At 58.5% G+C, this 23258-nt stretch carries 24 protein-coding genes and 1 tRNA gene; 3 read left to right on the plus strand and 22 right to left on the minus strand.

The genetic code is table 11. The features are described 5' to 3' along the window. The 12 genes from bamB to trmJ form a co-directional block, all read right to left on the minus strand. Positions 1–1173 (minus strand): outer membrane protein assembly factor BamB, encoded by a 1173-nt coding sequence (bamB, locus tag MD273_RS08765; protein ID WP_239037357.1) that lies wholly within the window; start codon positions 1171–1173, stop codon positions 1–3. Next, a complete protein-coding gene (locus MD273_RS08770; protein WP_239037358.1) occupies positions 1173–1829 on the minus strand; it encodes a YfgM family protein in 657 nt (218 codons plus the stop codon). The genes bamB and MD273_RS08770 overlap by 1 nt, the downstream gene beginning before the upstream one ends. 41 nt (positions 1830–1870) lie before the next feature. Further along, positions 1871–3151: a histidine--tRNA ligase gene (gene hisS / locus MD273_RS08775; protein ID WP_239037359.1), complete on the minus strand. Its 1281-nt coding sequence runs from the start codon at positions 3149–3151 to the stop codon at positions 1871–1873. Between the two features lie 49 nt (positions 3152–3200). Next, positions 3201–4319 carry a flavodoxin-dependent (E)-4-hydroxy-3-methylbut-2-enyl-diphosphate synthase gene (gene ispG, locus MD273_RS08780; RefSeq protein WP_239037360.1) on the minus strand — a complete coding sequence of 373 codons (1119 nt, stop codon included), beginning with the start codon at positions 4317–4319 and terminating at the stop codon, positions 3201–3203. A gap of 34 nt (positions 4320–4353) precedes the next feature. Then, complete coding sequence (locus tag MD273_RS08785) at positions 4354–5322, minus strand: RodZ domain-containing protein (protein ID WP_239037361.1); 969 nt, start codon at positions 5320–5322, stop codon at positions 4354–4356. 16 nt (positions 5323–5338) lie between these two features. Continuing rightward, complete coding sequence (pilW, locus tag MD273_RS08790) at positions 5339–6100, minus strand: type IV pilus biogenesis/stability protein PilW (RefSeq protein WP_239037634.1); 762 nt, start codon at positions 6098–6100, stop codon at positions 5339–5341. Positions 6101–6176: 76 nt separating this feature from the next. Beyond that, positions 6177–7289, minus strand: coding sequence for a dual-specificity RNA methyltransferase RlmN (rlmN, locus tag MD273_RS08795; RefSeq protein ID WP_239037362.1), 1113 nt, complete (start codon positions 7287–7289; stop codon positions 6177–6179). Between the two features lie 59 nt (positions 7290–7348). Continuing rightward, complete coding sequence (ndk, locus tag MD273_RS08800) at positions 7349–7777, minus strand: nucleoside-diphosphate kinase (RefSeq protein ID WP_239037363.1); 429 nt, start codon at positions 7775–7777, stop codon at positions 7349–7351. A 69-nt stretch (positions 7778–7846) separates the two neighbouring features. Further along, entirely contained in the window at positions 7847–8995 is a 1149-nt protein-coding gene (locus tag MD273_RS08805) for an IscS subfamily cysteine desulfurase (RefSeq protein ID WP_239037364.1), read from the minus strand. Between the two features lie 21 nt (positions 8996–9016). After that, a complete protein-coding gene (gene iscR, locus MD273_RS08810; protein ID WP_092002540.1) occupies positions 9017–9514 on the minus strand; it encodes a Fe-S cluster assembly transcriptional regulator IscR in 498 nt (165 codons plus the stop codon). A 77-nt stretch (positions 9515–9591) separates the two neighbouring features. Next, the gene (cysE, locus tag MD273_RS08815; protein WP_239037365.1) at positions 9592–10365 is read right to left on the minus strand and encodes a serine O-acetyltransferase; all 774 of its coding nucleotides are present in this window, start codon (positions 10363–10365) and stop codon (positions 9592–9594) included. Beyond that, on the minus strand, positions 10358–11224 hold the full coding sequence (gene trmJ, locus MD273_RS08820) for a tRNA (cytosine(32)/uridine(32)-2'-O)-methyltransferase TrmJ (RefSeq protein WP_239037366.1): 867 nt from the start codon (positions 11222–11224) through the stop codon (positions 10358–10360). The genes cysE and trmJ overlap by 8 nt, the downstream gene beginning before the upstream one ends. Positions 11225–11414: 190 nt before the next feature. Between trmJ and MD273_RS08825 the strand changes: the two genes are divergently transcribed. Further along, entirely contained in the window at positions 11415–12215 is an 801-nt protein-coding gene (locus tag MD273_RS08825; protein WP_239037367.1) for an inositol monophosphatase family protein, read from the plus strand. A gap of 70 nt (positions 12216–12285) precedes the next feature. Here the strand turns inward: MD273_RS08825 and secF are convergent, their stop codons facing one another. The 7 genes from secF to MD273_RS08860 form a co-directional block, all read right to left on the minus strand. Further along, on the minus strand, positions 12286–13239 hold the full coding sequence (gene secF, locus MD273_RS08830) for a protein translocase subunit SecF (RefSeq protein WP_239037368.1): 954 nt from the start codon (positions 13237–13239) through the stop codon (positions 12286–12288). Then, the gene (secD, locus tag MD273_RS08835) at positions 13232–15109 is read right to left on the minus strand and encodes a protein translocase subunit SecD (protein ID WP_239037369.1); all 1878 of its coding nucleotides are present in this window, start codon (positions 15107–15109) and stop codon (positions 13232–13234) included. Before secD ends, secF begins: the two co-directional genes overlap by 8 nt. A 92-nt stretch (positions 15110–15201) precedes the next feature. Continuing rightward, positions 15202–15564, minus strand: coding sequence for a preprotein translocase subunit YajC (gene yajC, locus MD273_RS08840; protein ID WP_092002558.1), 363 nt, complete (start codon positions 15562–15564; stop codon positions 15202–15204). A gap of 29 nt (positions 15565–15593) precedes the next feature. Continuing rightward, positions 15594–16715, minus strand: a complete 1122-nt coding sequence (gene tgt / locus MD273_RS08845) for a tRNA guanosine(34) transglycosylase Tgt (RefSeq protein ID WP_239037635.1) — start codon at positions 16713–16715, stop codon at positions 15594–15596. 14 nt (positions 16716–16729) lie between these two features. Next, on the minus strand, positions 16730–17833 hold the full coding sequence (gene queA, locus MD273_RS08850) for a tRNA preQ1(34) S-adenosylmethionine ribosyltransferase-isomerase QueA (RefSeq protein ID WP_239037370.1): 1104 nt from the start codon (positions 17831–17833) through the stop codon (positions 16730–16732). A gap of 31 nt (positions 17834–17864) precedes the next feature. After that, positions 17865–17951: transfer RNA gene (locus tag MD273_RS08855), tRNA-Leu, on the minus strand. A gap of 50 nt (positions 17952–18001) precedes the next feature. Next, positions 18002–18565 carry a nitroreductase family protein gene (locus MD273_RS08860; RefSeq protein WP_239037371.1) on the minus strand — a complete coding sequence of 188 codons (564 nt, stop codon included), beginning with the start codon at positions 18563–18565 and terminating at the stop codon, positions 18002–18004. A 139-nt stretch (positions 18566–18704) separates the two neighbouring features. On the opposite strand from MD273_RS08860, the gene MD273_RS08865 reads away from it, so the two are divergent. Together MD273_RS08865 and MD273_RS08870 are read left to right on the plus strand one after the other, a co-directional pair. Further along, on the plus strand, positions 18705–19016 hold the full coding sequence (locus MD273_RS08865; RefSeq protein WP_239037372.1) for an Mpo1-like protein: 312 nt from the start codon (positions 18705–18707) through the stop codon (positions 19014–19016). Position 19017: 1 nt separating this feature from the next. Next, positions 19018–20475 (plus strand): adenylate/guanylate cyclase domain-containing protein, encoded by a 1458-nt coding sequence (locus MD273_RS08870; RefSeq protein ID WP_239037373.1) that lies wholly within the window; start codon positions 19018–19020, stop codon positions 20473–20475. Positions 20476–20485: 10 nt separating this feature from the next. Here the strand turns inward: MD273_RS08870 and queF are convergent, their stop codons facing one another. From queF to MD273_RS08885, 3 genes are read right to left on the minus strand one after another with little or no spacing between them, the layout of a single operon-like run. Next, positions 20486–21310 carry an NADPH-dependent 7-cyano-7-deazaguanine reductase QueF gene (gene queF, locus MD273_RS08875; RefSeq protein WP_239037374.1) on the minus strand — a complete coding sequence of 275 codons (825 nt, stop codon included), beginning with the start codon at positions 21308–21310 and terminating at the stop codon, positions 20486–20488. A gap of 14 nt (positions 21311–21324) precedes the next feature. Further along, entirely contained in the window at positions 21325–22098 is a 774-nt protein-coding gene (locus MD273_RS08880) for an ABC transporter permease (RefSeq protein ID WP_239037375.1), read from the minus strand. Beyond that, positions 22095–23045, minus strand: coding sequence for an ABC transporter ATP-binding protein (locus MD273_RS08885; RefSeq protein WP_239037376.1), 951 nt, complete (start codon positions 23043–23045; stop codon positions 22095–22097). Before MD273_RS08885 ends, MD273_RS08880 begins: the two co-directional genes overlap by 4 nt. Between the last annotated feature and the right edge of the window lie 213 nt (positions 23046–23258).

Genomic DNA, 23258 nt, shown 5'->3' on the forward strand with positions numbered 1-23258 from the left:
TTACTCTACTGGCCTGAGTTCGAAATTCACCAGGCGGCCGCTGTTTCCAAAAACGAGCAGATTACCATTGCTCAGGCGTTGTGCCGGTACGCGGATACCCTCATCGTCGAATTCAAGCTGGCCCTGGAGGCTGCCGTCTTCCTGGGATACCACATGGAGGTAGCCCTCATAGTCGCCCACCACCAGATAATCGCCTGTCGCCATCGGCTGGGTCAGCTGTCGCCAGGACAAGCGGTCCTGCACCCACAGCTCCCTGCGATCGGAACCGCGCAGGGCGACAATATCCCCATTGGCCGAAGCGAGGTAAATTGAACCATTGCCAATCATGGGCGAATAGAGACTGGATGCCTTCTTGCTCCAGATTTCCTGGCCGGTCCGGATGTCCAGTAGCGCAAGCTTGCCCTGGTAACCCACCACCATCAGAGCGGAGTCCAGAACCAGCGGCTGCCCGCCGATATCAACCAGACGCTCCAGTTCGGTTCGCCCCTGGGGCTGACCGAGCTCGTACTGCCACAGGGGCTGGCCGGAATCTGCTGCCAGCGCGATCAGCTTGCCGTTGGCAAACGAGGCAATAACGATGTCACCGCCGACCAGCGGTGCAGCAGCGGCCCGCATCGAAAGCACCGGCACCTGACCATCGTATTGCCAGAGTTTTTCTCCGTCTGCGGCATTGAACGCCAGCACACGTCCGTCGGTCGTCTGGATGACCACCATCGATCCGTTGGACTGGGGCGCTGCCAGCACCTCTGTCGGTAATGATGCTCGCCACTGTTCCTCACCGCCGTCCCGGGACAGGGCAAGCAGGTCAGCCTCACGGGTTACCAGGTACAACTGGCTGGCATCACCACCGATGCCGGCGAAGATACGGTCCTCCAGTTCCCGCTCCCAGAACACCTCGCCGTTTTCAGGGGCCACTGCCACCAACTCGCCGTCGGCAGATGCCGCATAGACGGTGTCGCCGGCATTAAGCGGTGCCAGGTACAGGAAGTCACCATCGTGGCCATCGCCCACAGACATGCTCCAGACCTGCTTGAACCTGACGGTTGGATCGATTTCCGGAACCGGTGCTGGCTGCTCGAAGGTGTCCGTGGTGCTGCAACCACTGAGAGCCGCCAGCGCAAGCAGGCCTGCCAACAGAGCTGATTTCGGGATGCTCAAGCGAAGCCCCGGCATCAGACGTCCTCCCTGACACCCAGGTCAGACAGCTTCAGTTCAAGAATGCCACTGCGGCCCTGTGAGCTCTGCTCACGCGCGGTCAGGTAGGCTTCTTTGGCCCCGTCCCGGTCACCCTGTGCCAACAGGATGTCACCCTTCAGTTCCGACAGAATCGGAGCAAAGGTACCTGCATTACTGACACCATCGATGGTGGCGAGGGCTTCGTCATACTGGCCGGCGGCAAACTGGGCACGGGCCAGCCGATTCTTCACCACCAACGCCAGGGCAGCGTGGTCCTTGGCCTTTTCCAGCGCCCATTCAAGGGAGTCGACCGCAGCTTCCGGGTCGCCCTGCTCCATCAGCTGCTGGCGGGCAAGGATCAGGTTACCGTAGATAGCGTAAGCACTGTCTGTGAAATCCTCCCGCAGCTTGCCGGCGACAAAGGCAACCGTCTCATTGGATGTTTCATCCGCCTGACTGCTGAACGCGTTCAGCAGGTTGGCAAACTGGTTGGCAGCTTCGGTCCGCTGCTGGGCCTGGTGGTTCTGCCAGGCCTGCCAGCCAAAGACGATGGCAAGCGCGGCACCGATACCAATCAGCAACGAACTGCCATTCCTCTTCCACCAATCCTTGATCGCCTGGACCTGTTCTTCTTCGGTGCGCAGTTCAGCCATGATGACTCCTGTTGAAAATTATTGCTTTTGTAACGTTGAAATCAGTTTGAAAGTGCGTCTGCCAGTGCTTCGGCAAGCTCTGCCTGGGGAACTTCCTTCTGCGATTCATCCGAGCGCAGAGGTTTCAGCCCCACAGTGCCACTGGCAACTTCGTTCTCGCCGAGGATCACGGCGTAGCGAGCACCGCTTTTGTCCGCTTTCTTCATCTGGCTCTTGAAACTACCGCCACCGCAGTGGGTGACCACAACGTAGTCTGCAAGCTCGTTCCGCAGCTTCTCCGCCAGTGCCAGCGCCGGGGCCACCGCACCCTCGCCCATGGCAGTCACATAAACATCAGCGTTGCTGTTCACGTGGTCGGGAATCAGGTCCAGAGTCTCCAGCAACAGAATCAGCCGCTCAATTCCCATGGCGAAACCCACCGCGAACGTAGGCTTGCCACCGAGCTGCTCCACCAGTCCGTCGTAGCGGCCGCCGGCACAAACCGTTCCCTGTGCACCAAGACTGTCCGTGATCCACTCGAAAACCGTCTTGCCATAATAGTCGAGCCCGCGAACCAGAGCCGGGTTCACCGTATACTCGATGCCCGCGGCGTCCAGTAGCTGACGCAGGCGGTCGAAATGGGCCCGGGACTCGTCGTCCAGGTAATCATCCAGACGCGGGGCATTCTCCAGAATCTTGCGGGTACCGGGGTCCTTGCTGTCCAGGATACGGAGCGGATTGGTTTCCAGCCGGCGTTGGCTGTCCGCATCCAGCTCCGACTTGTACTGGCCAAGGTAGTCCACCAGCGCGGACCGGTAGATTTTCCGGGATTCCGACGTGCCGATGGAGTTGATTTCCAGGCGGGTATGCCCGGACAGTCCCAGCGCCTGCCAAAGACGGGCGGTCAGGATCAGCAACTCGGCGTCAATGTCGGGCCCACTCATACCGAAGCATTCCACCCCGATCTGATGGAACTGACGGTACCGGCCTTTCTGGGGCCGTTCGTGCCGGAACATCGGGCCGGTATACCAGAGACGACGGGTCTGGTTGAACAACAGCCCATGTTCTTCCGCGGCGCGCACACAGCCGGCAGTACCCTCGGGACGCAAGGTCAGGCTGTCGCCGTTCCGGTCCTCGAAGGTGTACATCTCTTTTTCGACAATGTCGGTAACTTCGCCGATGGAGCGCTTGAACAGGTCCGTCTGCTCGACGATCGGCATACGGATTTCCTGGTAACCATACTGTCGCAGAACCTGTCGTACGGTCGCTTCCACAAACTGCCATACCGGCGTCTGCTCCGGCAGGATATCGTTCATCCCGCGAATTGCCTGAATCTTAGCCAAGTGAAACCCTTAACTGTTTCTGATGGTTAACTGGTGAACTGAAGTCTGGTCAGTCGTCTGACCGGGCGATGATGGCCTCTTCCTGCTCTTTCCTGCGCGCTACTTCTTCCCGGATCAAACGTTCCAGGTCATCCGTCAGCGTGGCGTTATCCAGCTTCTGGTTGGGCTTGCCACCCATGTAGAACAGGTTCCTGGGGCTGCCACCGGTGAGGCCAATGTCAGCTTCCTTGGCTTCGCCAGGACCATTGACGATACAACCGATGATGGCGACGTCCAGGGAGGTATTGACGTCCTCCAGCCTGGCCTCCAGATCGTTCATGGTCTGGATCACATCAAAGTTCTGGCGGGAACAGCTGGGGCAGGCAATGAAATTGATGCCGCGGCTGCGCAGGCGCAGGCTCTTCAGGATGTCGTAGCCAACCTTGATCTCCTGCACCGGATCCGCGGCCAGGGAGACCCGGATGGTGTCGCCGATTCCATCCATCAGCAGCATGCCCAGACCGATGGACGATTTGACAGTACCCGAGCGGAAACCGCCTGCTTCCGTGATGCCAAGGTGCAGCGGCTGCTCAATCTGGCTGGCGATCTTCCGGTAAGCATCGACGGTCATGAACACCTCCGAGGCCTTCAGGCTGACCTTGAAGTCCTGGAAATCGTGGCGGTCGAGAATCTCGATATGGCGCATGGCCGATTCGACCAGCGCGTCCGCGGTGGGCTCACCGTACTTGCGCTGAAGGCTTTTTTCCAGAGAACCGGCATTGACGCCAATCCGGATCGGAATATTCCGGTCCCGGGCGGCACTGATTACCGCGTTCACACGATCCTCGCGGCCGATGTTACCGGGATTGATGCGCAGGCAGTCCACACCCAGTTCGGCAACGCGCAAGGCGATTTTGTAGTCGAAATGGATATCGGATACCAGGGGAACAGATACCTGCTCCCGGATCTTGCCAAAAGCCTCGGCCGCATCCATGGACGGAACCGATACCCGGACGATATCGGCACCCGCTTCCTCCAGGGCGCGGATCTGGGCAACGGTGGCATCCACATCGCACGTGTTGGTGTTGGTCATGCTCTGCACCGCGATCGGCGCATCACCGCCTACCGGCACATTTCCAACCATGATCTGGCGGGATTTACGTCTCTTTATCGGGGATTCGTGTTTCATGTCTGACTGACCAATAGAATGTCGACTGTACCTGTCAGAGGGACAGCGTGAATTCGGTACGGTTGTTGGCAACCCTGAAATCACCAAGGTCCACCGGCTCGCCCTGAAAACGGACGGAACCCACTGCATCCACGGCTCCGATCACGACCCGGAGGGGCGCATCTCCTGACACATCAACTCTGTCGCCCTGGCGTTGCAGCGACGCTACCAGGCGATTGCCGTTGGCATCACTCACCTGCACCCAACAGTCCGCTGTGAACGTCATCTGGAGCCGTGCTGTGTCTCCGACCACCACCGGCTCCTCGGGATTCTCCACAAGGGGCTCCGGCTGCTCAACGACCGTGACCGGCTGTTCGACAGCCGACTCCGCAGCCGGTTCCGCAAGCGGACTTTCCTGTGGCGCCGGCTCCGAGGCCTCTTCCGAAACGCTCTCGCCCGCCGGGGTTTCAGCCTCTGACAATACCGGCTCATCGTCCAGGGGCGCCAACTCGGCGGCGCCCTCTGTCGCCGGCACCTCCGACTCGGTAGCGGAACCGGCCGTTGTCATATCCGGTTCCGACTCCGGTTCCGAAGGCTGCTCCACGGATTCAACGGTCGCGGACGTGCCGTCATCCTGCAGGACAAAGCGGTAGGCAAGAACGCCCGCCAGTGCAACGGCCAGAATCAATATCAGGATCTTCGCCATCCGCCGTTTCTGGCGCCGACGCCGCTCGATGTCCACCAGCGGATTGTCTTCATGCTGTTTTTCGCGCTCGACGCGAAGCGGTTCCAGCTCGCGGTCGAGATTTGCAATCAGGCTGTCAGGGTCCAGCCCTACCTGGCTTGCATAGGCCCGGACATAGCCTTTCAGGAAAAGTTCGCTGTCGATCCGGGTGTGTTCGCTGTTTTCGATGGCCTGGATGATCGCGGGACGCAGATGTTGTGCCCGGGCAATATCGTCAATTCCAAGCCCCAGTTTCTCCCGGGCGCGCTTGAGCTGGAGCCCGACAGGATCGTTTACCACTGGTTGAGGGTTTTCATCACTGGCCATTAGAAATCAGTACCTTATATTGTTGGTATTCAACTGACTCCGGGTATTCGTTCTTCAGTAACATCGCCAGGCTCGCCTCCTGGTTCTTGTTATTGAAATAACGGGCAATGCGGATGCCGGTGTACAGACTTTCCGCGGAATGCGTCATGCGTGGATTCCGGGCGATGGCGGTGGATAATCGGCTGTAGTAACGGGAAGCAGCCTCATACTCACCCTGCTCCACCAGCACCCGGGACAAGGCTAGCAGGGGGCGGGCGTCGCCTCGTGATAACTCGATTGCCCGGCGGTATGACGTGATGGCATTGTCCGGCTCATCCAGCCGCTCCTGGGACATGCCAAGATTGAAGAACACGGAGCCACGGTCGGGATACTCTGTATCACGGGACGCCGCCCTGAACTGGTCACGGGCATCGGCGAACCGGCCCTGACTGTATAGGAAGGCACCGTAATAGACCCTGGCACGGGTGTAGCCTTCATCGGCACGGATCGCTTTACGGAAACTGGACTCGGCAAGCTCGGCTTCGCCCTCGGAATTGTAGACCAGCCCCATTGCGGCCAGTGCGGCCGGCGCATCGGAATCCAGTTCGAGGGCCCGATCCAGATGATGCCTTGCGCGCTCAAGGTTTCCCTGACCGATGTACGCGGTTGCCAGCGTTACATAATTATCGAGGGCTTCCTGACGATCGGCTTCGCGGGAGAATCGACTGTCAGTGGTGGTAACACATCCGGAAAACACCATGGTCAGAGACATTAGCACCAGAAGGGAAACACGTCTGATCACCGGTTTAGTCACCACTGTTCTGCAATCCTCGCATCTGGTTTCTGAATCAGGGATTAACCTGCTGCACTGCAATGTACCGTTGGCTCCGGCGAGTCCGGTCCTCGACCCTGCCAACGAGCTGGCCACAGGCAGCATCAATATCGTCCCCCCGGGTCGTCCGGATGGTCGCGATATAACCTGCTTCATTCAACACCGTCTGGAACCGGCGGGTCGCATTCATGCTCGGGCGCCGGAAGTCGCTCTCGGGGAACGGGTTGAAAGGAATCAGGTTGATCTTGCAGGGCAGCCCTTTCAACAGGGCAACCAGTTGCCGGGCGTGCTCCGGCTGGTCATTCATCCCCTCGATCACCGTGTACTCGATGGTTGCCTTGCGTTTGTCCGGCAGCCTGCCGAGATACTTGCGCGTTGCCGCGAGCAATTCCGCAATCGGGTACTTTTTATTCAACGGCACCAACTGGTTACGCAATTCATCATTGGGCGCGTGGAGCGAAATGGCCAGTGAAACATCGGTAACTTCACCGAGCCGGTCCAGAGCAGGTACGACCCCAGAGGTGCTGAGAGTGACCCTGCGCTTGGAGATCCCGTAGGCCAGATCCTCCATCATCAGGTTCATGGCGTCGACGACATTGTCGAAGTTGAGCAGAGGCTCGCCCATGCCCATCATCACAACATTGGTAATCGGCCGGTCGGCATTGGGGTCGAACGGCATGAACGCCTTTCGCGCAACCCACACCTGGCCGATAATTTCCGCCGCCGTCAGATTCCGGTTGAATCCACGCTTGCCGGTAGAGCAGAAGGTGCAGTCCAGGCTGCAACCGATCTGGGATGACACGCACAGGGTTCCCCGCTCGCCGTCGGGAATCAACACGGTCTCGACGCTGTTGCCGTTATCCATGCGCATGACCCACTTCCGGGTACCATCCTTCGAGGTTTCGTCGTAAACGACCTCCGGCCCCCGAACCTCTGCCACTTCCTTGAGCTTTTCCCGGAGCGCCTTGCTCATATTGGTCATTTGGTCGAAGTCATCCACACCACGCTGGTGGATCCACTGCAGCACCTGCTGCGCACGGAAGCGCTTCTCGCCGAGGGACTCGAAGAAGGCCTCGAGCTTGGCCTTGGGCATCCCCAGCAGATTGGTTTTTTCAGCAGCAGCTGTCATTTCATAACCTCGATCAAATAACCAATTCGGGGCAGCGGAGGCTGCCCCTTACAACCAGATCAGCCGCGCGGGCAGATCTCGTTGTCATTGAAGAAGTAAGCGATTTCGCGCTCGGCTGAAGCCGCGGAATCGGAGCCGTGAACGGCGTTGGCATCAATAGAAGATGCGAAATCGGCGCGGATGGTGCCGGCATCGGCTTCCTTCGGGTTGGTGGCACCCATCAGGTCACGGTTCTTCAGGATGGCGCCTTCGCCTTCCAGAACCTGAACCACAACCGGACCGGAAGTCATGAACGCTACCAGGTCATTAAAGAACGGACGCTCTTTGTGCTCAGCGTAGAAGCCTTCAGCCTGCTCCTGGGTCAGGTGCATCATCTTGGCGGCAACAATCTGCAGACCAGCCTTTTCGAAACGGCTGTAGATCTCGCCGATTACGTTCTTGGCGACTGCGTCGGGTTTGATGATAGAGAGCGTGCGCTCATTTGCCATGGTAAGTCTCCAGTATGGTTCGGGTTAAAAATTCAGGCCTGCGATTATACGCAGTCCGGGGCCTACTGCCTACCGCACAGAACGCAGGCGGGTAACGACATCAACGATTTGCGAACTTGCGAAGGCGACTTCTTCCTCGGTGGTAAACCGTCCCATGGAAAAGCGCAGCGCGCGATGCGCCTGTTCATCGCTCAGGCCAATACCTCGCAACACGAAGGAAGGCTCGATGGTTGCCGATGCACAGGCAGAACCGGATGAGACCGCCAGATCCCGCAACCCGAGCATCAGGGACTCCGCCTCCACGCCCTCGAACGAGAGATTGATCAGACCCGGCACCCGGTGGGACTCGCTTCCGTTCAGGGTCACACCCTCAAGGCCGTCGAGCCCTTTCAGAAACGCCGAGCGCAGCGATTCCAGACGCGCCATTTCCGCCTCAAGGCCCTCAGCGGCGATCGCAAAGGCTTTACCCATTCCGACAATCTGGTGAGTCGGCAACGTGCCGGAACGCATCCCCCGCTCATGGCCACCGCCATGCATCTGGGCTTCGATCCGAACGTCTGGTGAACGGCGGACATAGAGCGCACCGATCCCCTTGGGTCCGTACACTTTGTGCCCGGACAGGGACAACAGGTCCACGGGTACCTGATTAAGGTTAACGGGCATCTTGCCCGCCGCCTGCGCGGCATCCACATGGAACAGCACTCCCCGGTCACGGAGTTCGCTGCCGATCGCCGCGATGTCCGTGATGCAGCCCAGTTCGTTGTTAACCAACATCAGGCTGACCAGGACCGTGTTATCCCTGAGTGCTGCAGTCACCTTTTCCAGGGGAATACGCCCGTCCGGATCCGGATCCAGCCAGGTCACCTCGATACCACGGCTTTCGAGCCATTTGCAGGTATCGATGACGGCCTTGTGCTCAATCCTGGAGGTGATGACATGAACATCGCTGCGATCACCCACCGCACCCTTGATGGCCAGGTTATCGGATTCAGTGGCACCGGAGGTCCAGACAATTTCCCGCGGATCCGCCGAAATCAGGTCGGCAACCTGCCGCCGGGCCGCTTCAACTGCGGCCTCGGCTTGCCAGCCATAGGCATGGGAACGGGAAGCCGGGTTACCGAACACTCCATCGAGCGTGAGGTATTTGGCCATTTCATCGGCAACAACGGGATCAACGGGCGTCGTTGCCGCGTAATCGAGATATACGGGCTTTTTCATGATCTGTAAGAACGTTCTGTATCAGGCCGGCGCCTGGTCGGTCAGACGGTCGGTGTTGATGGTTTCAGAATCCTTGCCGTCCTGGCGACGGTTCTGACGATCCGCAACCTGACGGATTTCATGCTTTTTCATCAGATCCCCGAGACTGATCTCACTGAGAAACTGATGAATCTGATCACTCAGATCAGACCAGAGATGGTGGGTAAGGCACTTCTCCCCGTTCTGGCAGTCGCCCTTGTTTCCACAGCGCGTGGTATCAAGGGACTCGCTGACCGCATCAACCACTTCCGCGATATAGACACGATCCGCATCCCGGCTCAGGCGGTAACCACCACCGGGGCCACGGATGCTGACAACCAGTTTCTGGCGACGCAGACGGGAGAACAGCTGTTCCAGGTAGGATAGCGAGATTTCCTGCCGGGACGATATATCCGCCAGACTGACCGGCCCCTGATCCCCGTGGAGGGCCAGGTCCAACATCGCCGTAACAGCATAGCGGCCTTTGGTGGTCAGTTTCATGGCGTCAGCCCCGTGATGGGATTGAATCTCGATTAACAGGTGCGAGTATGAATTGACCAAGTAATTCAGTCAAGTATTCAACTCCGCGTATCCGTGTCATCCCGGACGCAGTCAAAGTCCTCTTCATCCAGCGGCGGCAACTCTCCGTTCTGGTATTCACTGTTAACCTTCCGGATGGCTTTGCACATGTTTTCAATGCGGTCATCGACTGCATGCATGTGATCAAGGAGTGCCCGCATGGCCCGAGCCACGGGGTCCGGCATTTCCTCCGTGACACCGTAGGCATCGAAGCCCATACGCTCTTCCATCTCCTTGCGGCGAAGATCGTCTTCGGACTTGCGCTTGACGATCACCCGCCCCGGAATACCGACCACGGTGGCCCCCGCCGGGACCTCTTTGGTCACGACCGAGTTCGAACCGACCTTCGCGCCCTCACCTACCTCAAAAGGCCCAAGGATCTTGGCGCCGGCACCGATCACCACACCATCACCAATGGTCGGATGGCGCTTACCCTTGTTCCAGCTGGTACCTCCGAGAGTCACACCCTGGTAAAGCGTCACATCATCCCCGATAACGGTCGTCTCACCGATTACAACACCCATGCCGTGATCAATGAAGAACCGGCGGCCAATCGTCGCCCCGGGATGGATCTCGATACCGGTGAGCCAACGGGCAATAGTCGATATCGTCCTCGCCAGCCACTTCAGCCCCAGTTTCCAGAGCCAGTGGGCAAACCGGTGAAACAGCAGCGCATGGAGGCCGGGGTAATTGGTCAGAACCTCAAACGTGTTCCGCGCCGCCGGATCCCGGTGAAAAACACTGTTAATGTCTTCCCTCAGTCGTTCAAACATGGCCTTTTTCCTGTCCCGTCGCCGATGACTCTCCATCGGTGGATTGACGTTGATTCGGTGCCTTTGCGGCAGCCTTCTGGGCGGCCGTCAGGATGCCGCGGAGAATATTGACCTCCATCTGATCCAGTCTGGCTCGCTGGAAAAGCCTCCGCAAGCGAGTCATAAGCTGGCGCGGATTCTCGCGCCGATGAAATTCCACGTCCACCAGCATCTGCTCCAGATGCTCGAAGAAACCTTCCACATCCCTGACCGAGGCCGGAGACACATCCCAGCCGGCGTCGCCCGGCGCCGACATGGGCTTGAGGTATGGGCTAACCTCGTCACCTTCAAGGTTACGCAGGTAAAACATCCTCAATTCGTAACACATCACCTGTACCGCCATCGCCAGATTCAGAGAGCTGTATTCCGGATTGGAAGGGATATGGATGTGGTGGTGACAATGCTGGAGTTCGTCATTACTCAGGCCATTGTTCTCACGCCCGAACACCAGCGCGACCGTGCCGCCGGCTGTTGCTTCTGACGCGGTTTCAGCCGCTTCGGGTGGCGGCATCACTGGCCAGGGAACCTTCCGGCCACGGGCGCTGGTTCCCATCACCAGTACACAATCCTCGATAGCCTCTTCCAGGCTACTGACCACCTGCGCCCGGTCGAGCACGTCCGCGGCACCGGAGGAACGGGCGTATGAAGCCTCATCGGGGAAGGATCTGGGATTGACGAGACACAGATTCCCCAGCCCCATATTCTTCATGGCCCGGGCAACCGCGCCAATGTTTCCCGAGTGGGAGGTTTCAACCAGAACAATGCGAATCCGGTCGTTGTAGGTGTCCGTGCCTTCCAGGGGGAGCGCGGGTTTGTGCATCGTCAAAAGCCCGTTTCTGTCTGCAGAGTGAACCAAACGCGACATGATACCAGAACCACCACCCTTCCACCTCTCCGGAAATTCCGTAACCCACCGCCATCCGTGGTTTTCCGGAGTCAAAAAACATACAAGGCAGGTCATCTTTTGCTATCATAGCCGGCCTCCACACACCTGGATAATGAACACTCAGATGCAACCAGCAATCAAAATGGCCCTGCGCGTTGCGCGTCAGGGGTCCGACTACCTGAAAGCCCATTTCGAGCGCCAGGAACCCAATGGCAAGGACGAGAGCGAACGTCGCCGCCAGCTGGATCGGGTTGAGCAGTCCATTTATGACAATTTCAAGGAGCAGCTCGAGAAGTCCTACAAGGACCACACGATTGCCCCGTTGAACGAAGCCAGCGCCGGCACCAGTGAAAAGAGCTGGCACATCTTTCCGGTGCTGGGCCGCGAAAACTTCCTGCGCGGGATCCCGGACTTCGTTCTGGCTCTCTCCCAGAAGCGTAACAACCGCACTGAAAACCTGCTGATCGTAAACCCGATCACCGGCGAGGAGTATTCCGCATCCCGGGGGCACGGTGCAGCCCTGAACAGCCGTCGGGTACGCACTTCCGAAATCAAGCAGATCGACAAGGCAGCGATTGCCACCAACCTGATGGACCAGGCCCGCAAGAGCGAAAACTCACAGCTCTGGGGCGAAATGGCTTCGGTCATCGCCCATGATTCGGCCATGTTCCGCAGCTCGGGTTGTGTGGTCCTGGATATTGCGCGAGTTGCCTCCGGCAGCCTGGACGCCGCCGTCATCTTCCGCCCGGAAGCAGCCGACCTGGACCTCGGCGTGACACTGGCCATGGAATCCGGTGCGCTGACCGGCGACTTCTCCGGCAACCCGTCCACCGGCAATGCACGGCAGCTGGTCGTGGCCAACCCGAAACTCTTCCGGGAAGTCCTGAAGACGCTACACCCCTTCCGGGGACGCCTGCCGCGCTGACCGGCAATTTCCGCAAGCCAAAAAAAAAACCGCCAACTCCAGGGAGTGGCGGTTTTTTTATGGCCGGAATTCACATCCGGTTGAGCCATTCGGGCGGCTCTTCATCCTCTTCCTGTCCTGCGGCGCCCTCCTTGACCGGCAGCATCATGTCCTCACGGGACACACCGAACGCGATCAGCAGGTTGGCTGATACATAGATCGAGGAATAGGTACCCACCAGAACACCGATAATCAACGCCAGCGCAAAATTGTTGATGGCTTCACCGCCGAAAAGGTAGAGCGCGAACAGCACCACCAATGTCGTTCCGGATGTGTTGATGGTCCGACTGATGGTTTGATGGATCGAGGTGTTAATGATGTCCCAGGCATCCCCTACCCGCATCTTCCGGAAGTTTTCCCGGATACGGTCCGCAACAACGATGGTGTCGTTGAGAGAATAACCGATCACGGCCAGCAAGGCGGCCAGCACGGTCAGGTCAAAGGTCCACTGGAACAGCGCGAACACGCCCAGGACAATGATCACATCGTGAGCCAGCGGCAACACCGAGGCGATGCCAAACTTGAACTGGAAGCGCATGCCCACGTAGATGAGCACAACCGCCAGTGCCAACAACAGGCCGAGGCCGCTGTCTTCCTTCAGCTGCTCGCCCACCTGGGAGCCGATGAATTCGGAGCTGATCAGCTCGAACTCTGCACCTCCCCCTTTCAGGGCAGATGCGACCTCAACAGCCAGCTCGTCATTGCCCGCTTCTGCCAGGCGAATCAGGATTGTGGTATCGGACCCGAAATTCTGAACCACGAATTTCTCGAAACCGGCCTCATCCAGCTGGCTACGGATATTATCCAGTGACGGCGCCTCGACATACTCGAATTCAACGGAGGTGCCCCCGGTAAAATCCATACCCAGATTGAGGCCGCGCGCCGCCAGCAGTGCAATCGAGGCAATGATCAGGGCGATGGAGAGGACGGAAGCGGCCTTCCGGAACCCCATAAAATCAAACGGTTTATTCTCCAGCTCAGACATTTGCGAGCTTCCCTCCAATCGACAGCTTTCCGATCTTCCGACCGCCATACACAAGATTCACGATACTGCGACTGACCATCAGTCCGGAGAACATCGACGTGAGAATACCGATGCACAGGGTAACGGCGAAGCCCTTGACCGGGCCGGATCCCATGGCGAACAGGATCACCGCCACCAGCAGAGTGGTGATGTTGGCATCAAAGATCGACACGAACGCCCGGGAATAACCCGCGTTGATTGCGAGTTGCGGCGCAACTCCTGCTCTCAGCTCTTCACGTATGCGCTCGAATATCAGAACGTTGGCATCCACCGCCATACCAACGGTCAGCACGATACCGGCAATACCCGGCAAGGTGAGCGTTGCGGACAGGATGGACATACAGGCAATCAACAACATGAGGTTGAGAGTCAGGGAGACGTTGGCGATCAGCCCGAATCCCCGGTAGTAGATGATCATGTAGACCAGGACCAGGGCAAAGCCCAGCGCCACCGACATCATGCCCGCGTCGATGTTTTTCTGCCCCAGGCTTGGCCCGATAGTCCGCTCCTGCACGAAGTACATGGGAGCAGCCAGTGCGCCCGCACGCAGCAACAGCGCCAGCTCGGACGCCTCGGGAATGGAATCCAGACCGGTGATCCGGAAACTGCTGCCCAGCGCAGACTGAATGGTGGCGAGACTGATAATGCCCTTCTCCACGACCCGCTTCTCGACCATGGTGGGCTCTCCATCCACCATCCGGCTTTCGGTTTCGGTCCGGTATTCGATGAACAGCACCGCCATACGACGGCCAATGGCGTTTCGTGTCGCCCGATTCATCAGGTCACCGCCCACGGAATCCATGGTGATATTGACCTGCGGCTGGCCGTTCTCGTCGAATGCCTGCTGGGCATTGGCCACATTATTGCCGGTTACGATGACATCACGCTCGAGGCGGGCAGTACGCTGCGGGTTGTCCCGGAAGCTGTACTGCTCGGTCTCGCCGGCCGGGGCATCGGGACGCGCCTCAAGCCGGAACTCCAGATTGGCGGTAGCACCCAGTACCCGCTTGGCCTGCGCGGTATCCTGAACGCCGGGCAACTCAACAATGATGCGATCGGTGCCCTGACGCTGGACCAGCGGCTCCGCCACACCCAGCTCGTTGACCCGGTTGCGAATGGTGGTCAGGTTCTGCTCCAGGGCATACTCCTGGATGGACTTCACCTCCGCCTCTGACAGTGACAGCACCAGCCGGAACTCATCATCCTGCGTCTGCTCGTCCAGGAGGAACTGGTTGTATTGGTCCCTCACCAGATCAAATGCCTCGGAGCGGGAGCCCTCATCGCGGAAACTCAGAACGATCTGGCGATCACCGGCGACCACATCACCGCCACGATACCGAACCCGCTCTTCCCGGAGCTCACGCTTGATCTGACTGGACAGGGCCTCAAGCCGCTGCTGAACAGCAGTATCCATATCCACTTCCAGCAGGAAGTGGACCCCCCCGCGCAGATCCAGCCCCAGTTTCATGGGGCCGGCACCGACAGCTTTGAGCCAGTCGGGGGTGGATGCAGCCATATTCAGCGCCACCAGGTATTCGTTACCCAGCGCTTGCTGGACCGTGGGGCGGGCCTTGAGCTGATCATCAGAACTGGTCAGGCGAATCAGGGCATCACGCTCTTGCAGAGAACTGCTTTTCACCTCGATGCCCTCGGCCTCCAGCGCCTGGACCGCCCGGTTCAGCACACGTTCATTCACTTCGGTGCTGCTTCGGGCGCCAGTAATCTGGATGGCGAAATCATCGGGGAAAAGGTTGGGCAGAGCGTAGATAAACCCGATCACGAGCGCGACCAGGATAACCAGGTTTTTCCAGAGCGGATACTTGTTCAGCATGGGTTCCCTTAATAGCCGGCCCCGGGGCCGGCCGTGGTTGTCAGCCAGAAAGAATCAGACAGGCAGGTTCCTGGGAAGGCAGATAGCCTGGATCAGATATCCTTCAGGGTACCTTTTGGCAGGGCTGCGGCAACGGCAACCTTCTGAACCTTGATTTCGACGTTGTCGGCTACTTCGATCACGATGAAGTCATCAGTCACTTTGGTGATCTTGCCGGCAACACCACCGGAAGTCACAACCTCATCACCCTTGTTCAGGCCGGACATGAGCGCCTTGTGCTCTTTGGCACGCTTGGACTGGGGGCGCCAGATCAGGAAGTAGAAAATCAGGATAAAGCCGGCGAAGAAGATCACCTGCCCCATCACGCCCATGCCCTGGGCTGCCGGATCCTGGGCCATCGCCAGTGCAGGCATCAGGGCCATCAGTCCAGCAACAAGAAATTTCATTGATTTCATTGATTGTCTCCGTTGGTTTGGCAATTCGTTCAGGCACCGGCCAGCGGCGGCACCGATTCGCCGCGAAGGGCGTAGAAGTCGCTTACAAAGTCCGACAATGTACCTGCTTCAATGGCACCACGCAATCCGGCCATCAGGTTCTGGTAGAACCGCAGGTTATGAATGGTATTCAACTGTGCCCCGAGCATTTCTCCACATTTATCCAGATGATGCAGATAACTTCTCGAAAAATTCTGGCACGTGTAGCAGTCACAGCGCTCATCCAGCGGACCGGTATCATGGCGGTGACGGGCATTACGGATCTTGATGATGCCGGTGGAGGTAAACAGGTAACCGTTGCGGGCGTTCCTCGTGGGCATTACACAATCGAACATGTCGACCCCACGACGAACCGCCTCGACGATATCTTCCGGGCGACCGACCCCCATCAGGTAGCGGGGTTTGTCTTCGGGCATTTTCGGCGGCAGGTGATCGAGGATGCGGATCATGTCTTCCTTGGGTTCCCCGACTGACAGGCCACCGATGGCATAGCCATCGAAACCGATCTCGGTGAGACCGGCAAGGGACTGATCACGCAAATCCTCGTACATGCCACCCTGAACAATACCGAACAGCGCTGCCGGATTTCCATCATGGGCTTTCTTGCTGCGCTCTGCCCACCGGAGCGAGAGCTGCATGGATTCCCGGGCCTGCTTTTCGGTTGCCGGATACGGTGTACACTCGTCAAAGATCATGACGATGTCCGAACCGAGATCGCGCTGCACCTGAATTGCAATTTCCGGTGACAACTCCACTTTCGAGCCGTCCACCGGCGACCGGAAGGTGACGCCCTCTTCCGTGATCTTGCGCATGTCGCCCAGGCTGAATACCTGGAAACCGCCTGAGTCTGTCAGAATCGGCCCCTGCCATTGGGTGAAGTCATGCAGGTCACCATGAGCCTTGACCACTTCGGTACCGGGCCGGAGCATCAAATGGAAGGTATTACCCAGAATGATATGGGCGCCGATCTCGTGGATATCACGAGGCAGCATACCCTTGACGGTTCCGTAGGTGCCCACGGGCATGAATGCCGGCGTTTCGACAACGCCCCGGGGAAACGTCAGCCGGCCGCGCCGGGCCCGACCGTCTTCGGTGATTTTCTCGAAAGACATGAAGCAGGAATTGGTCACGATGATTCTCCGGACTCGTCGGATTCGGTAGTTGCAACGCTGGCAGATGCCCCCAGGAGCATACCCCGGCTGGGCTCCTGGCTTGTGATGAACATGGCATCACCGTAGCTGAAGAAACGATAACGCTCTGCCACTGCCTCCCGGTAAGCCGCCATCACGTTGTCGTAACCGGCAAAGGCACTGACCAGCATGATCAGGGTCGATTCCGGCAAGTGGAAATTGGTAATCAGGGCATCCACCGTCTGGAAGCGATAGCCCGGGTGGATGAAAATGTCGGTCTCACCCCGAAAGACCCGGACGCGACCTCCCCGGCTTGCCGACTCAAGCGAACGTACCGATGTGGTCCCGACAGCGATGACACGACCGCCACGCGCACGGGTGCGTTCGATCGCCTCGACGGTTTCCTCGGGCACGTGCGCCACCTCGCTATGCATCACGTGATCTTCGATACGGTCCACACGCACCGGCTGAAACGTACCGGCACCCACATGCAGCGTAACAAAGGTGGCTTCGACCCCCCGCGCCTCAAGCTGCTCCAGCATCGCCTCGTCAAAGTGCAATCCTGCCGTTGGCGCTGCCACCGCACCGGCCTCGCGGGCATAGACGGTCTGGTAACGCTCCCGGTCAGAGGATTCGTCCGGGCGGTCAACATAGGGAGGCAGCGGCATATGGCCGATGCGATCGAGCAGTTCAAGCACAGGTTCACCGGTTTCGGTCTCCAACCGGAACAGTGCCTCCTGCCGCCCGACCATGCGCAGCACGCTGCCGTCCTCGAGGATGACCTTCTGTCCGTCCTTGAGCGCCTTGGAAGCGCGAACATGGGCAAGGATCTCGTGCTCACCGGTTACCCGCTCGACCAGTACTTCCACCTGGCCCCCGGTTTCCTTCTTGCCGAACAACCGTGCGGGAATCACCCGGGTATCATTGAAAACCAGCAGGTCGCCTTCCTGGACCAGATCCCGCAGGTCTGTGAACCGAAGGTGATCAAGCTTGCCGGTCAGACCCTCCAGGCACAGCAAACGGGAGGCACTGCGCTCCTTGAGCGGATACCGGGCGATCAACTCGTCCGGGAGGTCAAAATAAAAGTCGGAGACGTTCATGGGATGGACTGGTTTCGAGACTGCAGGAAGATGGTAGCGGCGGGCGGACTCGAACCGCCACGGGTTTTACCCCAACGGATTTTGAATCCGTCGTGTCTACCAATTTCACCACGCCGCCATCGGAGAGTGTGGGGGATTATACTGACGTTATTTTCGAAAGCAATAACATTACGGGCGTTCCGGCGGCCAGTCCGACACGAACTCGTGAACGTCGGGGCGGGGCACCCTCGGCTTCTCCATGGCGACCGTTCCGGTATAGAGAAAACCGATGATGGATTCATGCTCCGACAGGCCCAGCCCCTCCCGGACTGCAGGGTGATACGCGATCGGCCCGGTACGCCACATGACGCCGAATCCAGCCTCCTGAAGCGCCAACTCCAGAAAGCTCATGCCGGTACCCGCAGACAACAGCTGCTCAACCTCCGGGACCTTGGGATGCTCGCTCGGTGACACAATCCCGACGACAATCATCGGCGCGCGCAGCGGAGCACGGCGGAGTTTCTCGATCTCGGACTCGTCTGCATTATTGGGGCAAGTGGATGCAAACAGATTGCCCAGCTGCTCCAACCCCTCCCCTTCGATCACCAGATAGCGCCAGGGTCGCAACAGTGCGTGATCCGGCGCCCGGGCGGCACAGGCAAAGGCCTTTTCGAGGGTCGCGCGGTCGGGGGCCGGCGCTGTGAGACGCGGCTGGGAACTGCGATTGAGAAGAAACTCGGTAACTGACGTCATATCCACTCGCTGTCAGGAAGAAATGTGTTCAAAAAGCGCCGTCTGGAAGCCCACACGTGAATTGTGGCTTATACGTAATACTGGTAACCTTCAATTCTGGTTGGCCCATGTTAACAACTATAAATGAAGTGGCAGCACCATGAATGACCAGAACGGATTTCGCAACTTTTCAGAATTCTATCCTTACTATCTGGAAGAACACAGTGATGTAACCTGCCGCCGCCTGCATTTTGCCGGCAGTCTGCTGGTTCTGATCGTCGCAGTGTGGGCGATCACCTCAGGCAAACTGCTGTGGCTGCTGGCGCTACCGGTTATCGGATACGGCTTCGCCTGGGTGGGCCACTTCAAGTTCGAAAAGAATCGCCCGGCTACCTTCAAATACCCACTATACAGTCTGATGGGGGACTGGGTTATGTTTCGAGACATGCTGATTGGCAGGATTCGTTTCTGAGATGATGAGCGCCTCTGCGGAGTTGCGAAATGCAAGTGGCAGCGCCGGTAATGCGCTGGCCCACGACCAGGGCAACAGTTCAACGGCTGTCCCCCCGATGCCGGACTACAGCGGGCGCATCCTGGCTTACACCGTCACTGCGGTCATCATCGTTATTGGCGTTCTGCAAAGCGCGTTCGACCAGTGGCTGTTGTGGCTGGTTGCCGGCGCCCTGCTCTGGCCTCACATCGCCCATCTGCTGACCCGGAAAACCTTCCTGAACCGCTCACCCCGAATTCGCCAGAAGATGCTGCTGGTGGACTGCGTGTTGGGCGGCTCCTTCATCGGTCTTACCGGCCTGGTCGCCGTTCCCGCGGTTTCGGTTTCCCTGATGATGATGTTCAGCTGCCTGATTATCGGCGGTATTCGTCAATGGCTGCTGGGGACGACCCTGATGGCTGCCGCGATGGCATCCGGAGTCGCCCTGGCTGGCCCGGCGGATTCATTCCAGGCCCCCCTGCTGACCAGCATCAGCGCGGTCCTGGCCACCGGCATCTATATCTGCGTAACGGCTTTCTATTCGCACCAGCAGGCTCGTGCCCTGATGCTGGCCAAAACCCAGATCCAGAACCAGCGGGAACAATCGATTGCGCTCTCCCACAAGCTGTCCAAGTACCTGTCTCCCCAGGTCTGGCAGTCAATCTTTACCGGTGAGCGGGATGTCCGCCTCGAAACCCAGCGCAAGAAACTCGCGGTCTTCTTCTCGGACATCAAGGGGTTCACCGAGCTTTCAGAAGAAATGGAGCCGGAGGCCCTGACCGAACTGCTCAACCACTACTTCAACGGTATGTCCGAGGTGGCCCTGAAATACGGCGGGACCATTGACAAGTTTGTCGGTGACTCGATCATGGTGTTCTTCGGGGATCCCACCAGCCGGGGCCAGAAGGAGGATGCCTTTGCCTGCGTCTCCATGGCCATCGAGATGCGCAAACACATGAAGATCATGCGCCAGAAGTGGCGCAGCCAGGGCATCAAGACTCCCCTGCAGATCCGCATGGGGATCAGCACCGGGTATACGACTGTTGGTAACTTCGGCGCCGAAAACCGGATGGATTACACCATTATCGGCAAGGAAGTAAACCTGGCGAGCCGGCTCGAATCCCTGGCTGAACCCGGGGAGATCCTCGTATCCTACGAGACGTTCTCACTGATCAAGGACAGGATCATGTGCCGCGACAAAGGCGAAATCACGGTCAAGGGCTTCGCCAAGCCGGTCCCGATCTATGAGGTGGTGGATTTCCGCCGCGATATGGGCCCGAACCGGAGCTTCCTGGAACACGAGCACAGCGGTTTTGCCATGTACCTCGACTCCGACAAGATCACCGAGAAGGAACGCAAGGCCATCCTGGAAGCGCTTGAGGATGCCGCCGACCGCCTTCGCTCCGAAGAAGACCTCCCTGACTCCGGCAAGCTTGGCTAAACCCCATTAGCTATTGGCGGATCAGCCGCGGACCGGCACTGCCCTCTGCCTGCGTACTACGCCAGGGATTGATGTCCAGACCGCCCCGGCGGGTGTAACGTGCGCACACGGCCAGCTCGGCCGGCTGGCATTTCTCCATGAGATCCGTGAAGACCGTTTCCACGCAATGCTCGTGAAAATCCTGCTTGTTACGAAAGCTGACGATATACCGCAGCAGGGACGAACGATCGATCTTCGGGCCCGTGTAGCTGATCAGCAACGTTCCCCAATCCGGCTGACCGGTCACCGGACAGTTACTCTTGAGCAGGTGCGAACACAGCCTCTCGGTAACCCGCTCTGCCCCCGCCTCAACCCCCAGGGATTCCGGGGCATACTGGTACACCACGTCGGAGACGGGCTCGTCATCAATCAGCTGATAGTCTGCCGGGCGCCCGATGGCCTCCCCACTCTCATCGACGCTGTGCAGGCTCACCCGGACCGCCGCACCGCAGGCGCTGGAGAGGTCACTGACAACCGTTTCCACCATCTGCTCAGCCGTGGAGAACACGTGCTGATTCAGCGAGTTCAGATATAGCTTAAGGGACTTGGATTCGATGATGAATGGTGACGCGGCCGGTACGACAATCTCGGCCCAGGCAACTGCAGGCAGACCACCGGGCCGCAGCCAGGAGACTTCCCAGGCCTGCCACAGATCCTCGCCAAACCAGGGCCAGCGACCATCCTCAAGCCCGAGCCGGCGCCGGTTTTCCTCCCGCGCCACCGGGAACAGCAGGGTCGGATTGTAAGAATCCGGGTATTCGCTGGACTTGCCCAGCGGCGCATTGTGCAAAGCCATATCGGTTCCTGAAATCAGTGGCGTATTCCCTTGCCTCGCTCAAGCATGCGCAGGGCAATGAACGCCAGTACAACGATGAAGACCAGAATCATACCAAGAGACACGAACGGATTAACGTCCGAAACACCCAGTATGCCGAAACGAAAGCCGTTCACCATGTAGAGGATCGGATTCGCCATGGACACGCCCTGCCAGAACCCTGGCAGCAGGTCGATGCTGTAGAACACACCGCCCAGGTAGGTCAGAGGCGTCAGCACGAACGTGGGTACAATTGAGATGTCATCGAACTTGGTCGCCAGCATGGCGTTGATAAAGCCGCCGAGGGCAAATAGAGCGGACGTCAGGAACACCGTGACCACCACCATCGGGAGACTGTGAATCGATAATTGCGTAAATGCCAGGGAGAGCGCCGTGACAATGACCCCGATACCGAGGCCACGGGCCATACCACCGGTCACGTAACCGGCAAGGATCACCCAGTTCGGCACGGGTGATACCAGCAGCTCCTCGATACTGCGCTGGAACTTCATTGAAAAGAAGGACGACACCACGTTGGCGTAGGAATTGGTGATCACCGCCATCATGATCAGGCCGGGAACAATGAACTGCATGTAGTTGAAGCCGCCCATCTCGCCGATTCTGGACCCGATCAGGTTACCAAAGATGATGAAATAGAGAGTCATGGTGACGGCCGGAGGCAACAGCGTCTGCGGCCAGATCCGGGTAAACCGGCGAATCTCACGGAGAACGATGGTATAGAACGCAACCCACAATGCATCAAGCCTCATGCCACGCCCTCCACGTTCTTGCGGGCTTCGGCAGCATTCTCTTCCACCATCCGGATGAACAGTTCTTCAAGGCGGTTGGCCTTCGTGCGCATACTGACTACCTTGATTCCGAGCTGATCGAGCTGGGCAAACACCGCATTCAGACCCTGTCCTTTTTCCACATCCACTTCCAGCGCACCCTCGTCATTGATGCGGCAGGTTACCTCCTGCAATCGCGGCGCTTCGGAAAGCTCCTTCTCGGTATCCATCACAAAGGTCTCCACACTCAGCTGCTGCAGCAAGTCACGCTTGCTGGTGTGTTTGAGAATCTTGCCGTGGTCAATGATGGCAATGTTCCGGCACAGAGCTTCCGCCTCCTCCAGATAATGCGTGGTCAGGATGATGGTGGTGCCCTCCCGGTTCATTTCCTCGAGAAAGGTCCACATGGATCGGCGCAGTTCAATATCCACACCCGCGGTCGGCTCATCAAGGATCAATAGCTTCGGCTCGTGCACCAGTGCCCGGGCGATCATCAGTCGCCGCTTCATGCCACCGGAGAGCATGCGGGCCGGGGTGTTCCGCTTGTCCCAGAGCCCCAGCTTCTTCAGGTATTTCTCGGCGGAGACGGAGGCCCGGGCCAGAGGGATCCCGTAGTAACCCGCCTGGGTAGTCACGATATCGAACACTTTCTCGAACTGATTGAAGTTGAACTCCTGCGGAACAACGCCGAGGTTCAGTTTCGCATCTGCCAGATTGGTATCGATGTCGTGGCCGAACACCCGAACCTTGCCAGCGGTCTTGTTGACCAGTGAGCAGACGATGCCCAGCGTCGTGGATTTCCCGGCCCCATTGGGTCCGAGCAGTGCGAAGAAATCCCCTTCCCTGACATGAAGATCAATCCCCTTGAGGGCCTGAAACCCGTCACCGTAGGTCTTGGTGAGACCCTCAATTTCCAGCGCATTGGTCATAGCTCATCCCGGATCCGATGGATTTCGATGGCGGCCCGCACAACCGCGCAAGCCAAAAAGTAGAGTGCTATTCATTGTGGCAAATTGACGGAATTCAAGGGCCTGCCCGCCAACCCGCCCAAAGGTCCAAACTGCGACAGGAATCGCGATATCTGCCAACAGCCATCCCTATAATGCGGTTACAACAACTTACAAAACGCTGTCAGGATCGTC

It is taken from the genome of Marinobacter sp. C7 (genome assembly GCF_022343555.1).
In the GTDB taxonomy this organism is placed as follows: domain Bacteria; phylum Pseudomonadota; class Gammaproteobacteria; order Pseudomonadales; family Oleiphilaceae; genus Marinobacter.